The organism is Aliarcobacter lanthieri (genome assembly GCF_013201625.1).
Lineage (GTDB): Bacteria > Campylobacterota > Campylobacteria > Campylobacterales > Arcobacteraceae > Aliarcobacter > Aliarcobacter lanthieri.
On sequence record NZ_CP053839.1, the window covers coordinates 846647 to 862446 of the forward strand.

Annotated in this window: 17 protein-coding genes; 16 read left to right on the forward strand and 1 reads right to left on the reverse strand. The window is 24.4% G+C overall.

The genetic code is table 11. The annotated features are described in order from the left end of the window. The 16 genes from ALANTH_RS04235 (at position 1) to ALANTH_RS04310 (ending at position 15127) form a co-directional block, all read left to right on the forward strand. A complete protein-coding gene (locus ALANTH_RS04235) occupies positions 1-699 on the forward strand; it encodes an acylneuraminate cytidylyltransferase family protein (RefSeq protein ID WP_026808000.1) in 699 nt (232 codons plus the stop codon). Beyond that, positions 689-1948: a lipopolysaccharide biosynthesis protein gene (locus tag ALANTH_RS04240; RefSeq protein WP_026807999.1), complete on the forward strand. Its 1260-nt coding sequence runs from the start codon at positions 689-691 to the stop codon at positions 1946-1948. The genes ALANTH_RS04235 and ALANTH_RS04240 overlap by 11 nt, the downstream gene beginning before the upstream one ends. Continuing rightward, positions 1938-3338 (forward strand): hypothetical protein, encoded by a 1401-nt coding sequence (locus ALANTH_RS04245; RefSeq protein ID WP_026807998.1) that lies wholly within the window; start codon positions 1938-1940, stop codon positions 3336-3338. The genes ALANTH_RS04240 and ALANTH_RS04245 overlap by 11 nt, the downstream gene beginning before the upstream one ends. Continuing rightward, positions 3335-3940, forward strand: coding sequence for an imidazole glycerol phosphate synthase subunit HisH (gene hisH / locus ALANTH_RS04250; RefSeq protein WP_026807997.1), 606 nt, complete (start codon positions 3335-3337; stop codon positions 3938-3940). Before ALANTH_RS04245 ends, hisH begins: the two co-directional genes overlap by 4 nt. A gap of 1 nt (position 3941) precedes the next feature. Next, the gene (locus tag ALANTH_RS04255) at positions 3942-4706 is read left to right on the forward strand and encodes an AglZ/HisF2 family acetamidino modification protein (protein ID WP_026807996.1); all 765 of its coding nucleotides are present in this window, start codon (positions 3942-3944) and stop codon (positions 4704-4706) included. Between the two features lie 2 nt (positions 4707-4708). Continuing rightward, positions 4709-5818: an N-acetyl sugar amidotransferase gene (locus tag ALANTH_RS04260; RefSeq protein WP_026807995.1), complete on the forward strand. Its 1110-nt coding sequence runs from the start codon at positions 4709-4711 to the stop codon at positions 5816-5818. A 95-nt stretch (positions 5819-5913) separates the two neighbouring features. Continuing rightward, on the forward strand, positions 5914-6894 hold the full coding sequence (locus ALANTH_RS04265; protein ID WP_026807994.1) for a glycosyltransferase: 981 nt from the start codon (positions 5914-5916) through the stop codon (positions 6892-6894). After that, a complete protein-coding gene (locus tag ALANTH_RS04270) occupies positions 6875-7912 on the forward strand; it encodes a hypothetical protein (RefSeq protein WP_026807993.1) in 1038 nt (345 codons plus the stop codon). The genes ALANTH_RS04265 and ALANTH_RS04270 overlap by 20 nt, the downstream gene beginning before the upstream one ends. Before the next feature lie 33 nt (positions 7913-7945). Beyond that, positions 7946-8305 (forward strand): acyltransferase family protein, encoded by a 360-nt coding sequence (locus ALANTH_RS11515; protein WP_063353223.1) that lies wholly within the window; start codon positions 7946-7948, stop codon positions 8303-8305. Positions 8306-8324: 19 nt separating this feature from the next. Continuing rightward, on the forward strand, positions 8325-9260 hold the full coding sequence (locus ALANTH_RS04280) for an NAD-dependent epimerase/dehydratase family protein (RefSeq protein ID WP_026807992.1): 936 nt from the start codon (positions 8325-8327) through the stop codon (positions 9258-9260). After that, the gene (locus ALANTH_RS04285) at positions 9257-10294 is read left to right on the forward strand and encodes a glycosyltransferase (RefSeq protein ID WP_026807991.1); all 1038 of its coding nucleotides are present in this window, start codon (positions 9257-9259) and stop codon (positions 10292-10294) included. The genes ALANTH_RS04280 and ALANTH_RS04285 overlap by 4 nt, the downstream gene beginning before the upstream one ends. Continuing rightward, positions 10287-11147, forward strand: coding sequence for an NAD-dependent epimerase/dehydratase family protein (locus tag ALANTH_RS04290; protein ID WP_026807990.1), 861 nt, complete (start codon positions 10287-10289; stop codon positions 11145-11147). The genes ALANTH_RS04285 and ALANTH_RS04290 overlap by 8 nt, the downstream gene beginning before the upstream one ends. Before the next feature lie 56 nt (positions 11148-11203). Then, complete coding sequence (locus ALANTH_RS04295) at positions 11204-12106, forward strand: MraY family glycosyltransferase (protein WP_371317629.1); 903 nt, start codon at positions 11204-11206, stop codon at positions 12104-12106. Next, positions 12106-12678: a dTDP-4-dehydrorhamnose 3,5-epimerase gene (gene rfbC / locus ALANTH_RS04300; RefSeq protein ID WP_026807988.1), complete on the forward strand. Its 573-nt coding sequence runs from the start codon at positions 12106-12108 to the stop codon at positions 12676-12678. Before ALANTH_RS04295 ends, rfbC begins: the two co-directional genes overlap by 1 nt. A 9-nt stretch (positions 12679-12687) precedes the next feature. Then, positions 12688-14430 carry a UDP-N-acetylglucosamine 4,6-dehydratase (configuration-retaining) gene (gene pglF, locus ALANTH_RS04305; protein ID WP_026807987.1) on the forward strand — a complete coding sequence of 581 codons (1743 nt, stop codon included), beginning with the start codon at positions 12688-12690 and terminating at the stop codon, positions 14428-14430. A 67-nt stretch (positions 14431-14497) separates the two neighbouring features. Next, on the forward strand, positions 14498-15127 hold the full coding sequence (locus tag ALANTH_RS04310) for a hypothetical protein (protein ID WP_026803585.1): 630 nt from the start codon (positions 14498-14500) through the stop codon (positions 15125-15127). Positions 15128-15168: 41 nt separating this feature from the next. On the opposite strand, the gene ALANTH_RS04315 is transcribed toward ALANTH_RS04310, so the two are convergent. Then, positions 15169-15762, reverse strand: coding sequence for an FAD-dependent oxidoreductase (locus ALANTH_RS04315; protein ID WP_026807986.1), 594 nt, complete (start codon positions 15760-15762; stop codon positions 15169-15171). Positions 15763-15800: the final 38 nt, after the last annotated feature.

Sequence of the window (15800 nt, forward strand, 5' to 3'; positions counted from 1 at the left end):
ATGTATAAAAATAAAACTTTTTTAGCCATTGTTCCAGCTCGTGGAGGGAGTAAAAGACTTCCACGAAAAAATATACTTGATTTATGTGGTAAGCCATTGATTGCACATACTATTGAGGCTGGATTGAAAAGTAATTATATAGATAAATTAGTTGTAAGCAGTGATGATAATGAGATACTTGAAATTTCAAGAAAATTTGGTGCCGAAACTATAAAAAGACCAGATGAATTAGCAAGTGATGTAGCTACAACATTTGATGCTATAAAACATACAATAGAAAATTTTGAGAAATATGATTATGTAGTTTTACTTCAACCTACAAGCCCACTTAGAAATGAAAAACATATAGATGAAGCTATAGAACTTTTAGAAATTAAAAATGCAGATGCAATTATAAGTGTTTGTGAAATGGATCATAGTCCTCTATGGAGTAATACTTTACCACAAGATGGAAGTATGAAAGGATTTTTAAGAGATGAAGTTTTAAATAAAAGAAGTCAAGATTTAGAAAAATATTATAGATTGAATGGTGCTATATATATTTGTAAAACAGAGAAACTGCTTGAAAATAAAAGTTTTTTATTAAGAAATAATATTTTTTCATATATTATGGATAGAGAAAGTTCTATTGATATTGATGAAGAGATTGATTTTAAGATAGCTGAAGTAATAGCTAAAATGAGTAAAATTGATAATTAGAAATAGTATAATATTTATTTTTTTTGAATTAATAAATAAATCTATTCCTTTTTTATTGTTACCTATATTAACTAGATTTCTAACCCCAGATGATTATGGAATAATAGCTTCTTTTACTGCACTCGTTTCTTTTTTAGCTATTTTTATAGGATTAAGTGGTCATGGTGCTATTGATGCTAATTTTTTTAGATTAGAAAAAAATAAGTTAGGTATTTATATAGCAAATGTTTTAATCATTTTACTTTTGACAACATTCTTAAGTTTAGTATCCGTATTACTATTTTCAGATTTTATAGAAAGTAAATTATATATTTCATTAGAATGGCAGATTTTAGGCATTATTGTAGCACTTGGTCAATTTATCACTTTAATAAATTTATCACTATGGGTAATAGAACAAAGACCATTACAATTTGGTATATATCAATTTCTACAGACAATTTTAATTACAGTAATTTCTATAATATTAATTATTGGATATTCTTATAATTGGCAAGGGCAAATTATTGGTATAATTATAGGAACTTTACTATTTTCTTTTTTTTCTTTGATTATTCTCTTTAAAAGAGGTTATATGAATCTAAAGATAGATAAATTATATATAAAAGATTTTTTAAAATTTGGTATTCCTATGGTCCCTCATCAATTAAGTGCATGGCTAAGAACTCAAGGTGATAAATTTATAATAATTTCTATCTTAGGAAGTGCTACAACTGGATTATTCTCAGTAGGACAACAAATGGGTTTAGTCATGAGTATTTTGATGAGTTCTTTAAATAAGGCACTTTACCCAATACTATTCCAAATTTTAAGTAATGAAATGACAAAGAATTCAAAAAATAAATTAGTAAAGATTTCATATTTATTATTTCTTTTAATAGCATTTATTGGATTTATTTTAATGATTTTATTGCAATTACTATATCCATATTTTTTAGGAAAAGAATTTCAAAATTCTTTATTTTTAACACAACTTATAGTCCTTGGATTTATATTAGAAGGATTTTATTATGTTGTAGTCAATTATATTTTTTATTTTAAAAAAACTGCTAGTTTAGCTAAAATAACATTTTTTGTTTCTATAATACACATTATAATGAGTTTTTTATTTGTTAAATTATTTGGGATTAATGGAGTAGGTTATGCACTAATAATTTCAGGTATAATTCAGTTTATTTTAATTTGGTATCTAAGCAATAAAATTTATTCTATGCCATGGTTTAGTTTTTGGAGAAAAGATGAAATTTGATGAAATATTAGAAAATTTAGAGAGTGATGGAAAGATTTTAGATTTTAGATTTTCAAATACACAAATCCCTATGTATTTAATGATAAGATTTATGTTGATACAATCACTTATTAATAAAGAATTTAATCTATCAAATCCTCATGTAAAAGTAAATAAAAAATCACTTAAAGAAATTTTTAAATATATTTATTATACTTTAAAATCAAATCTATATTTTGCACCAAAAAAAGATATTTATATATTTAGTTCAGGAATAGTAAATAAATTTGAAAATAAAAAATATACAAATAGATTATATGATGAATTTTATCAATTATTTAAAGATAAAACGCAGATTATTGAATCATCAGTTAAATTATCATATCTTCTTCCTAAAAAAGAAAAAATTTATTTTAGAGATTTAATTGATATTATAATTATTTTGTGTTCTAAAACTAAGAAGTTAAAAAAAGATGAAATTGATGAAATTGATATATTTCTTGAATACTTGAAAAACAAAGAAATATTCAATTATGATAATAGTATTTTTAGTGATATTAAAAAAACATTAATAAAAATAAGAAAAAGAATGAGTATTTCTTTTTTGATATATAGACAATTTTTAAAAATAAAAAAACCAAGAGTTATAATAGTAGAAGATGCCCATTATTTTGGACATTTAGCTTTATTATTGGAAGCTAAAAAATTAGGTATAAAAACAGTAGAATATCAACATGGCTATGTTGGACTTTCTCATCCATCTTATAATTATCACAAAAGTATTTTTGATAATATAAAAACTTATTTACCTGAATATTTTTTAACACATGGTAATTATTGGAATGAAGTTACAAGAACTCCATCACATAAAGTTCAGATTGGTTTGGCTGATTTATCAAATAAAATTGATAAAATAAGAATAACTGAAAAAATATCAAATAAAATTTTATTTATATCAGGTGGAACAGTATTTGAAGAATTAAATCAACTCATAGAAAAGAGTTTAATAGCATTAAAAGCTTTGGATTATGAAATATTATTAAGACCACATCCATCAGAAATTCCTGAAATTGAAATAAGATATTTAAATCTTATTAAAAAAGGTGTTAAAATTGATACTTCAAATTTATATGATACTTTACAAAATGTCGAAGTTGTAGTTGGAATGGAAGTAAGTACAGTTTTATATGAGGCTGTATGTTTTATAAATAAAGTGTATATGATGAACACTAATTATACAAATTTTTATGAACCAAAATCTGCTTTTATATCATTTAATGATGATTTAGAGTTGGTAAAAAGTATAAAAGAATCAAAAGTTTTAGAGAAAGATATTAATTATTTTTGGAATAGTGATTGGAAGCAAAATTATATAAATTTTATAGAAAATACAATAGGAATTTTAAAATGATAGTAGTTATAGATTATGGAATGGGAAATCTTGGCTCAATTGCTAACATGATTAAAAAAGTTGGATATAAATGCTTAATAACTTCTGATTTAGAAGAGATAAAAAAAGCAAATAAACTTGTACTCCCTGGTGTTGGCTCATTTGATAATGGTATGATAAATCTTGAAAGATTAGGAATAGTAGAAGTTTTGAATCAAAAAGTATTAGTAGAAAAAACTCCTATTTTGGGTATTTGTCTAGGTATGCAGCTTATGACAAAAAATAGTGAGGAAGGTACTTTACCTGGACTTGGATGGATAGATGCTAGTACAAAAAAATTTATGAGTGATAATTTTAAAATTCCTCATATGGGGTGGAATATTATAAAACATAAAAAGGAATCTAAGATTTTTGATGATTTAAACAATGAAAAAAGATTTTATTTTGTACATAGTTATTTTGTAAATTGTAATGATGAAAATGATGTACTGACATATACAAACTATATTCAAGAGTTTGTTTCCTCATTTGAAAAAGATAACATTATTGGAGTTCAATTTCATCCAGAAAAAAGTCATAAATTTGGTATGTGTTTAATCAAAAACTTTGTGGAGAATATTTAAAATGCTTAAAACAAGAGTTATACCAATTCTATTGATGAAAAATGGTGGATTATATAAGGGAATACAATTTAAAAAACATAAGTATGTAGGAGATCCTATAAATACTGTTAAAATTTTTAATGATAAAGAAGTTGATGAATTAGTAATTTTTGATATTGAAGCTTCTAAATTAAATAAACCTATTGATTTTGAACTATTAGAAAATATAGCAAGTGAAGCCTTTATGCCAATTGCATATGGTGGAGGGATTAAAACTTTAGAAGATGTTCAAAAACTTTTTAGTTTAGGAATAGAAAAAATTGTTTTAAATACATCTGCAATTGAAAAATTTGATTTAGTTAAGAAGTTAGTAAGTTTATATGGTTCTCAAAGTATAGTTTTTTGTTTAGACATAAAAAAATCTTTTTTTGGTAAGTATATAGCCTATTCATATTCTGGAAGTAAAAAAGTAAAAATTTTTCCAGTTGAACTAGCTAAAAAAATGCAAAATTTAGGAATAGGAGAACTCATTATAAATTCAATTGATAATGATGGTATGATGAAAGGATATGATCTGGAAATTATAGAGAAAATTACAACACAATTAGTTATACCAGTAATAGCGTGTGGAGGAGCTGGCAATTTAGAAGATTTTGTAAAAGCAAAAAGTAGTGGGGCACATGGTTGTGCTGCTGGTAGTATGTTTGTTTATAATGGAATACATAAAGCAGTATTAATTTCATACCCTAAATATGAAAAATTATGTCAATTATTTAAGGAGAATTAAATTTGGAATATAAACAATGTAAAAGATGTGTTATGGATACAACTGCACAAGATATAGTTTTTGATGTAAGTGGAAATTGTAACTATTGTAATGATTTTATTGAAAAGTTAAAACAACCAGTATTTAAGATAAATCTTTCTTTAGAAAATTTTGTAGAAAAAATTAAAAAAGATGGAAAAAATAAACAATATGATTGTATTGTTGGAGTAAGTGGTGGAGTGGATAGCTCTTATGCATTAGTTAAAGTTAAAGAATTAGGGCTAAGACCTTTAGCTGTTCATATGGATAATGGATGGAATAGTGAATTGGCAACAAATAATATTCATAATTTAATTGATAAGTTAGGAATAGACTTATATACTCATGTCATTGATTGGAATGAATATAAAGGTTTAATGCAAGCATTTTTTGATGCAGATGTTATAGATATAGAGTTATTATATGATAATGCAATGTTAGCAGTAAATTATAAAATGGCTGCAAAATATGGAATTAAATATATATTATCTGGTTCTAATACATCAACAGAAGGTATGTATATACCAAGAAATTGGAATTGGTTTAAAAAAGATAAATTTAATATTAAGAAGATAGCTTCTACAAAAAATATAAAATTAAAAACTTTTCCATCATTTGGAACATTAGATTTTGTTTATCAAGAATTTGTAAAAGGTATAAAATGGATACCATTTTTAGATTATTTACCATATTATGATAAAAATGAAACATTAGAACTCTTACAAAAAGATTTTTCATATAAACCTTATCCATATAAACATTATGAATCTGTATTTACTAGGTTTTACCAAGGGTATCTTCTTCCTAAAAAATTTAATGTAGATAAAAGGAAAGTACATCTTTCTACATTAATAATATCAAACCAAATGTCAAGAGATGAGGCAATAAAACAATTAGAAAAAATTCCTTATGCATCAGAACAAGAATTAAGTAATGATATTGAATATTTTTTAAAAAAAATGCAATGGTCGCAAAAAGATTTAGATGATTATATTAGTAGAAGTGAAAAATCACATTTGATGTATGGAAGTGAAAAATGGCTATGGGATATTTTGCATAAAGTACATAATATAATTTTTGGGAGAAAATCATAAAAAAAATATATATTGTAATTCCATCTAGTGGAATAGGTGGAGCTGAGCGAAGATTTATAGATATTTTTATAGGTTTAGTAGAAAAAGGGTATCCTGTGTTTTTGGTTATACCTAAATTTTTATATCCAAAATTATTCAAAAATATTTCAAAGGATTACTCTAAAAATATTTTTTTACTTGATATGAATAAATGGTCTTTTATTAGATTTATCTATCAATATGGAATATTCTTTATTAAAAATGCTAAGCCTAGTGATCATTTTCATTATCCATTAAATCCTTTGTTTATATTTCATTTATTTAATAGTACAAGTTATAGTATTTCTTTATGTCATAGTAGTGATTTACCTAGTTTTAAATCTAGAAGTGGAGGTTTGTTTCTCCAAAGATTAAGTATGAAATGGGCTAAAAATATAGATATTTTAAATAAAAGTTTATTTAATATTTTTGCACATTCCTTTCCGAAATATATTTCAAAAACAAGTGTTACCCCAGGTGGTACATATATTAGAAAACAAGATATTAAACAAGATATTAAAAAAGATAAATTTATTTTTCTTTCTAGGTTAGCTTATGGTAAAGGAGTTGAAACATTTATAAAATTATTACCACAAATAGATTCATATGTAAAAAATAAATATTCTTTGGCTATATCATTTTATATATTTGGAGATGGTATCTTAAAGCAATTTGTGAAAGAACAAGTTGACTATCTTAAACAAAGTGGTATAGATATAAATTATGGTGGATTTGTTACTGCTGAAACTGTACTTCCAAATACAAAATGTATTTTTTCCATGCAAGATGCAACAAATTATCCATCTAGAGTTATTGCTGAAGGGTTGTCTTATGGCTGTAATGTTATAGCTTCAGATACAGGAGATACAAGAGAATTTGGAGAACTTAAAGGATTATTTTATTATTCAACAATTGATGAATTATTTAGAGCAATAGATAATATTATAATGGATGAATTTAATATAAATGATATAATTGATTCAGCAATAGTAAGGTTTTCTTCTGAAAGTTATATTAATTATTTTTATAGGGTTTTTAATGAAAACAATTATAAGTAGAAGTAAAAGTTTGCTTTTATTGTTTTTTGTATTATTGGTAAGTCTTTTAATTATATTATCTAGTAATATAGAAAAATGGCACATAGATGGTAGTATATATTGGATAGCTTCTGATGCTCCAGTTTATTATAATGCTTTAGAGATATTTACTTTAGAAGAATTTTTTAATAATTGGGATTGGTTTATAAATTTATCTTTAGTTTTTAATGTACAGCTGATTGGAAACATAACATTATATTTAATAATAGTAATGTTTTTATGTTTACTAGTTGTCAAATATTCTTTAAAATTTATTAAACCAAAATATAAATTGTTTTACTTATTGTTATTGCTAATTTTTCCATATGCAAATATTACATTTTTTTCTATCAATAAAGAAGTTTTTATGTTTTATTCAGTTGTTTTATTCAGTTGTTATTATTTGAATAAATCTATTCAAATTTTATTATTTTCATTATTATTAGCCTTTAGTGCACGTTCATACTTAATGATAAGCCTTATTTTGATGTTGTTTATTTTCCCAGTAAGATATAAACCAAGATGGAGTTTACTTTTATTGACAATGATTTGTCTTTCTATATTACCTTTTGTATTATCAAAATTAGTAGGATTCTCAACTGATTTTATTGATGGTGAAATAGGTGGAATGGCTATTCTCTTTTCTTCTTTAATTAGAGAAGGATTATATATGATAGTGTATCCTTTTAAATATTTAATTTTGATGCTTTCAAAAACATATCAGGGCTTTAATGTTGGCTTTAATTTTAACAATAGACCACAAGATTTACATGAATTTTTTGTATCATTTTTATCTTTTTTAGTTTTTTGTTATTCATTGTACATATATATATTTAAAAGAAAATTTACAGATACTAGATTTTTCTATTTAGCATTATTCTCTCCTATATTATTACAATTTTCTGATATTTTTCATTGGAGATATAGTGCTTTTGTATATGTTTTTTTTGTTTTTTATATTATAAGTTATAAAAATGGATTAAGATATTATTTAAAATAAGTAATATCATAAAAAATAAATAAGGGATTTTAAATGAATAAATCTTATAGAAAAGAACTTGATGGATTAAGGGCAATTGCAGTTTTATCTGTAATTATTTATCATGCTGAATTGACATTTCATGGGTTTTCATTATTACCAGGTGGTTTTTTAGGTGTAGATATATTTTTTGTATTATCTGGATTTTTAATTACGGGTATTTTAATTGATAATATAGTAAGACAACACCTTGATGGATTAAATGTAACATATGTAGATTTGAATGAAAAAATGTGTAAAGATGGTAAGTGTCTTACCTTTAATAAAAATGGTGCTTTATATAATGACGGTTCACATTTATCATATTATGGTGCTCAATTATTTATTGATGACATTATAAAAGTTTTAAAATAATATAAAAGGTTTAATTTTAATGAAAAATATTTTAGTAACTGGTTCTCTAGGATTTATAGCCTCACATTTGATAGAAGAACTTTTTAAAGATGAAAACAATTATATTGTGGGGATAGATAATTTTTATAGTGGTACTAAAGAAAATTTAGATTTTATAAGATCTATAGATAATAAAAATAAATTTGAATTTATAGAAGCAGATATTAGAAATTTTGAACAAATTAATAGAATTATCAGAGGAAAGAATATAGAACAAATTTATCATCTTGCTGCTATTGTATCTGTACAAGAATCAATACAAAATCCTCTTTTATCAAATGAAGTAAATGTAAAAGGTACATTAAATATTTTAGAATCAGCAAGATTAAATAGTGTGAAAAGAGTTGTTTTTTCAAGTAGTGCTGCTGTTTATGGAGATGATCCAACTCAGCCCAAAAATGAAAATTCTATACTTAAACCAATTTCACCTTATGGATATGAAAAACTTATGGGTGAGCAGTATATGAAATTATATAGTGAACTTTATGGTTTAGAAACAGTTTCTTTAAGGTATTTTAATGTTTATGGTGAAAGGCAAAGTGCTACAAATGATTATAGTGGTGTAATCTCTATTTTTGAAAAAAAGTTTAAAGATAATGAAAAACCAAATATTTATGGAGATGGTGAACAGTATAGAGATTTTGTATATGTAAAAGATGTAGTGAAAGCAAATATAAAAGCTATGAATACTCCAAATATTTCAGGAGAAGTTTTTTGTGTAGGAACATCTAAAAAGGTATCAATAAATGATTTAGTAAGTATATTGAATTATAAATATTCTAAAAATATAAAAGCTAACTATTTAGAAGATAGAAATGGAGATATAAAAGAATCTATTTGTGATAATAAAAAAATAAAAAAATATTTAGAAATAAATGAATTTATTGAGTTTGATCAAGGAATTAAAAAATTATGAAAAATATTTTATTTATGGTGACAAAATCCCAAAATGGTGGAGCTCAAAAATGGACAAAAGAACAAATTGAAATCTGTACAAATGATTTTAATTGTTTTTTAGCAACTGATGAAGATGGATGGCTTTCCCTAAATGTGCAAGTTCAAGATAAATTTTTAAATAAATTAATATATAAAAGATTTTCTTTTTCTTATTTATTGCTTTTAAACAAATTTATAAAATATAATAATATAAATTTAATAATTGCAAGTTCTGCAAATGCAGGAATTTATTCAAGATTAATTAAATTATTAAATAAAAAAATAAAAGTTATATATGTAAGTCATGGTTGGTCTTCTATTTATAATGGGGGGAAATTAGCTTTTCTATATACTTTTATTGAAAGACAACTTTCAAAAATTAGTGATTCAATTCTTTGTATCTCAAAAAAAGATTTTCAGAATGCAAAAGATATTATAAAAATCAATGATAATAAATTAAAGTGGATCACGAATAAAATATATTCTATAAAAAATAGAGAAATTTTAAAAAAACAAAATGAAAAAATAAAGTTATTAACTGTTGCTAGATTAGAAACTCCTAAAAGAGTTGATTTATTAATAGAAGCAACAAAATCTTTAGATAATCTTGAGTTACATATTGTAGGTGATGGTTCACAAAGAAATTATTTGGAGTCAATAAAACATAAAAATGTAATTTTTTATGGAGAAATAGATGGATTTAATGATTTTAAAAATTATGATATTTTTGCTTTGATTTCAGATAGTGAAGGTTTGCCATTATCTGCTTTAGAAGCTATGAGTTCAAAATTACCAATTATTTTGAGTGATGTTGGAGGATGTTTTGAACTTATTGATGAAAATGGAATTTTGGTTAAGAATGATATTGATGAAATAAATAGAGCAATAGTTAATTGTATTTTAAATAAAAAGATATTTGCAAATAACTCAATCGAATTATTTAACAATATATATAATTTAGAACTTAACAAACATATTTATTTTGATTATTATAAGGAAATAATAAATGCTTAAAAATCTTTTAATTTCAGGAGTTAATGGATACCTTGGGAGTGGGTTTATAAAGCAATACAAAAGTAAATATAAATTTAAAAGTTTCTCATTATTAAATCAAAAAATGGAAGATATTAATTTTGAAAATATTGATAAAGTTTTACACTGTGCTGCACTAGTTCATCAAAAAGTAGAACATCCTCATGAAAAATATCATGAAGTAAATGTAGAGTATCCAGTAAAACTTGCAAAACTAGCAAAACAAAATGGAGTGAAACAATTTGTTTTTATAAGTACTATTGCAGTTTATGGAGAAGATAAAGAAAAATTAGATGAAAATACAGTTTGCAATCCAATCACACCTTATGGAAAAAGTAAACTAGAAGCTGAAAAGCAATTATTAGAATTAAATGATGATAGTTTTATAGTAAGTATTATAAGACCTCCTATGATTTATGGTAAGAATGCTCCAGGGAATATAGATAGTTTAGTAAAACTTGTAAAAAAAGTATCTATTATTCCACTTGGAAAAATAAAAAATAAAAGAAGTTTTATATCTATACAAAATCTTTTACATATTATAGATGAAGTTATAACTCAAGAAAAAAAAGGAATATTTTTAGCTTCAGATGATGAACCACTTAGTACTTCAAGACTTATAGAACTAATAGCAAGAAATTTAGGTAAAAAAATATATTTAATAAAAATTCCATTTTTTGAACGTTTATTAAAGCTTGTAAAACCATCATTTCATAAAAGACTTTATGGAAGTTTGGAAGTAGACAATACTATCACAAAAGAAAAATTAAATCTTAAAAATCCATATAGTACAGAAGATGGAATAAGATTGATGATAGAAGGAGAAAAGATTTGATTTACATAGTTTTATTTTTTATATCTTTTTTTCTTACATATTTTATAAAAAACTATATGATAAAAAAATCACTTGTCGCAAGTGTAAATGAAAGAAGTTCTCACACAATTCCAACTCCTCATGGTGGAGGAATAGCACTTGCTATTACTTGGTTTATAGGATTGTTTTATCTTTATTTTTCAAATCAAATAGATATAAATCTATTTTATGCTTTACTTTTTGGAGCAGTTATTTCCATAGTTAGTTTTTTTGATGATATTTATGAACTAAGTCCAAAATTAAGACTTTTAGTTCAAGCTATTGTTGCTATTGGAGGATTGTATTTTTTAGGTGGATTTGAAACTTTAACTTTAGGTATTCTTGATATACAAAATCTAATTTTTACAAATATTTTTGCTTTTTTTCTTATCATTTGGTTTATAAATCTTTATAACTTTTTAGATGGGATAAATGGTTATGCTGGAAGCGAGTCGATTTTTTTAGCTCTTGCTGGATTTATTTTATTTAGTGGAAATCACTTCTTAGTTTTAGCTGTTGCAGTTTTAGGATTTTTATATTGGAATTGGAATAAGGCTAAAATATTTATGGGAGATGTTGGAAGTACACTTTTAGGATATAATATAGCTATTTTTACTATATATTATGCAAATCAAGAACCAACAAATTTTTGGATCTGGATTATTCTATTTGGTATTTACTGGTTTGATGCAACTTTAACATTGATAAGAAGAAAACTAAATAAAGAAAAATTATCACAAGCACATAAAAAACATGCTTATCAAAGATTAACTCAAAGTGGTTGGAGTCACTATAAAGTTACAAATTATTCTATAGGATTAAATTTAGTTCTATTTTCTATAGTTTATTTTATATCAAATATTTTTATAGCTTTTATAATATCTTTAATAATTTTAGCTTTAAGTATGAAATTTGTAGATAATAAAAAAAGATTTGAATAATGAACTATAAAATACTTGAAATTCCAGAGCTTATTCTTTGTGAACCAAACGTTCATGAAGACAATCGTGGTTTTGTTTTTGAATCATTTAAAAAAGGGAGTTTTAATAACTTTTTAGGATTTAATGTAGATTTTTGTCAAGATAATATTTCTTATAGTAAATATGGAGTTATAAGAGGACTTCACACAAATACTTTAGATTATGCTCAATCAAAATTTGTAAGTGTGCTAAAAGGTAAAATTTTAGATGTTGCAGTTGATTTTAGAATTGGAAGTCCAACTTTTGGTAAATTTATAAGTATAGAGTTAAATAGTAAAGAAAATAAACAACTTTTTATTCCTAAAGGTTTTTTACATGGATTTTCAGTTTTAAGTGAAGATGCTTTAGTTATGATAAAAATTGATAGATATTTTGCACAAGGCGAGAGTATTGGAGTAAGATATGATGATAGAGACTTAAATATAGACTGGAAAGTTGAAAAAAAATCAATTATTATTTCTGAAGCTGATAAACAATTATCAAATTTTAAAGATGTAAACTCACCATTTATTTATGGTAAAAATTATTATTAGAAGGTAAAAATGAATTATTTAGGGGATAAAAGATTCTTAGGAATTGTAGTAAATATTTGTATATCTATATTTTCTTTATATTTAGTGACTTTTTTAATACACAAAGAAGTATTATTAATAGCTTTAGGTACGATAATTATAACTAGGATTATATTTTCATTCTTACTTTTTGATGACTATAAACTTTCTTGGTCAAAAGCTTCTACAAAAACAGGATTGATGAAAATCATTCTAGCAGTGATTAGTTTTACCATATATACTCCTATTTTATACTATTTTTATAATATTTCTTTTAATATTTTATTTATTGATTTGATTTTTTATACATTTATTACAAATATTTTAGTATATGTTTATAAATATTATCACTCTATAAAAGGAAATAAAAAAACAAAAAGATTAGTTATATATGGAGCAGGAAAAGCTGGACTTCAACTTCAAAGAGAGTTTTTAAATAGTGAATATAAATTGGTTTGTTTTATAGATGATGATGAGATATTACACCATAGAAGTATAGATGCTATTTCTATATACTCAAAAGAGAAATATGATTCTCATTTTGAAAATGAAAAATTTGATTTGATGATTATTGCTATGCCATCAGCATCTCAAGAACAAATTAAAATAATATATGAATCGATGCAAAGTAAATTTGACAAAATTAAGATTTTACCTTCAATGAATAATATTCTAAAAAAGGAAGAGTTTACAAAGCAGCTTAAAGATATTGGTGTTGAAGATTTATTAGCAAGATATCCAAAAGATTTAGACAAGAATGCTATTCAAAATTTCATAAAAGATAAAGTAGTTCTTATAACTGGAGCTGGTGGAAGTATAGGAAGTGAAATAGCAAGACAATGTAAAGCTTATGGTGCAAAACAATTATTACTTGTAGAACATAGTGAATTTAATCTTTATTCTATCATTGAAGAATTAAGAGATAAAAATGTCATTCCTCTTATGCAAAGTGTTAGAGACTTAAAAACTTTAGAAAAAACTTTTGACAAATATAAACCACAAATAGTTATTCATGCAGCTGCATATAAACATGTACCTTTAGTTGAACACAATATACTAGAAGGTATTACAAATAATATAATTGGGACAAAGAATTGTATAGATTTATCTATAAAATATGATGTTAAGAAATTTGTTCTTATATCAACAGATAAAGCTGTTCGTCCTACAAATGTTATGGGTACAACAAAAAGAATTTGTGAACTTTATGCTCAAAATGTAGAATCAAAAAATACTGAGATTGTAGCAGTTAGATTTGGAAATGTTTTAGGTAGTAGCGGAAGTGTTATCCCAAAATTTAAATCTCAAATAGAAAAAGGTGGACCAATAACTGTAACTCATCCAGACATAACAAGATATTTTATGCTTATTCCAGAAGCTTGTGAACTTGTACTTCAAGCTGCAAGTATTGGAAAAGGTGGAGAAATATTTATTTTAGACATGGGAGAACCTATAAAAATAGTTGATTTAGCTAAAAAGATGATTGAATTAAGTGGAAGAAGTGAGATTAAAATAGAGTTTTGTGGATTACGAGTAGGGGAAAAATTATATGAAGAACTACTTATAAATGACAGTGATACGAAAACACAATATGAATCTATTACTGTTGCAAGTCCTACAAAATTTGATATAAATGAATTAAATAAAAAAATAGATGAATTAATTGTTTGTGAAGATAAATTAGAAAAACTAAAAGAGATTGTTCCAGAGTTTGAACATAAATTGAATTCTTGAATATCTACTTTTAGTTTAAATTAATTTTAAGAAATGTATAATTAGTATAAATAAATAAGGAGTAATTATGCAAGTTTCAAGTAGTACAAACCATGCTTTAAATGCTTTCCAACAAAATGCAAGTTCAAAGGCAGAAAATATACAAAATAGTCAAGTTCCAAAACAAAATGAACAAGAAAAATCTGTAGATGAAATAATCAACAATTCAGCAACAAAAGTTGCTATATCTATGAATGCACAATATATTTTATTTGAAATGAATGCAGCTAAAATGACAAAAGATAATACTTTTGGACAATTAACAGCTACAAAAGCACAACAAGGTGTTTTAGACTTTTTAGGTGGTACTGGTAAAATAGACAATATGACTCTAGCTGATATTGGATATAAAGGAAAACCAATTTTAGAATTGACTAAAGAAGAAGCAACTGATTTAGTTGGTGAAAATGGTTTCTTTGGTATAAAACAGACTTCAGATAGAGTTTCTGGTTTTGCTATAGGTATAGCTGGAGATAATTTAGATAATCTTGCAAAAGTTAGAGAAGGAATAGTAAAAGGTTTTGAAGAAGCTGAAAAAATGTTTGGTGGACAACTTCCTGAAATTTCATATAAAACTCAAGAAAGAACTTTAGCTTTAATAGATGCTAAAATAGAAGCTTTAAAAAATCCACAATCTCAAAAAACTGAACAAGAATAAAATTATAAATAAGATTGAGAATTTCTTCTCAATCTTTTGTTTTATGATTTTACATCGTGAACAACAGCAACTTTTCCACTCCATTGAGTAAAAATATCGCAAGCAACTTTTGTCCCATCACCACTTGCGCAAGCAAACATTGTAGGAACTCCACTAGCAAGTCCTGCTACATATAAATTTGGTGCAATAATATTGTTTTTATTTTCTAAATAAATTAGATTTGGTTTTGGAACAAAAATATTATCTTTCACAACAACACCATCAACCTCAATATCAAATTTATGTAAACCTGTAGCAAGTACTACTATTTCAGCTTCAAAAGTATTGTTTTCTGTTGATACTGTAAAACTATTACCATTTTTTACTATTTTTGTAGCTTTTTCTTCTTTTAGTTCAATAGAAGAATAGTTTTTAATTTGCTCTTTTAATTTAACTAATAAATCAACACCATTTATACCAAACTCAACACCAGCAACATTACAATATTTTCCAACATTTAAATCACTTTTATTGTCATCTAAAATTAGATACTTTCTATCTTTTGCCCAATCAAACTTATCATTTGCACTACCTAAATTTAGAGCACAACCAAATCCAGCAGCACCAGCTCCAATAATAATTACATCATATTTCATAATCTATCCTTTCAAATTTAAAATGACATTCTATCAAA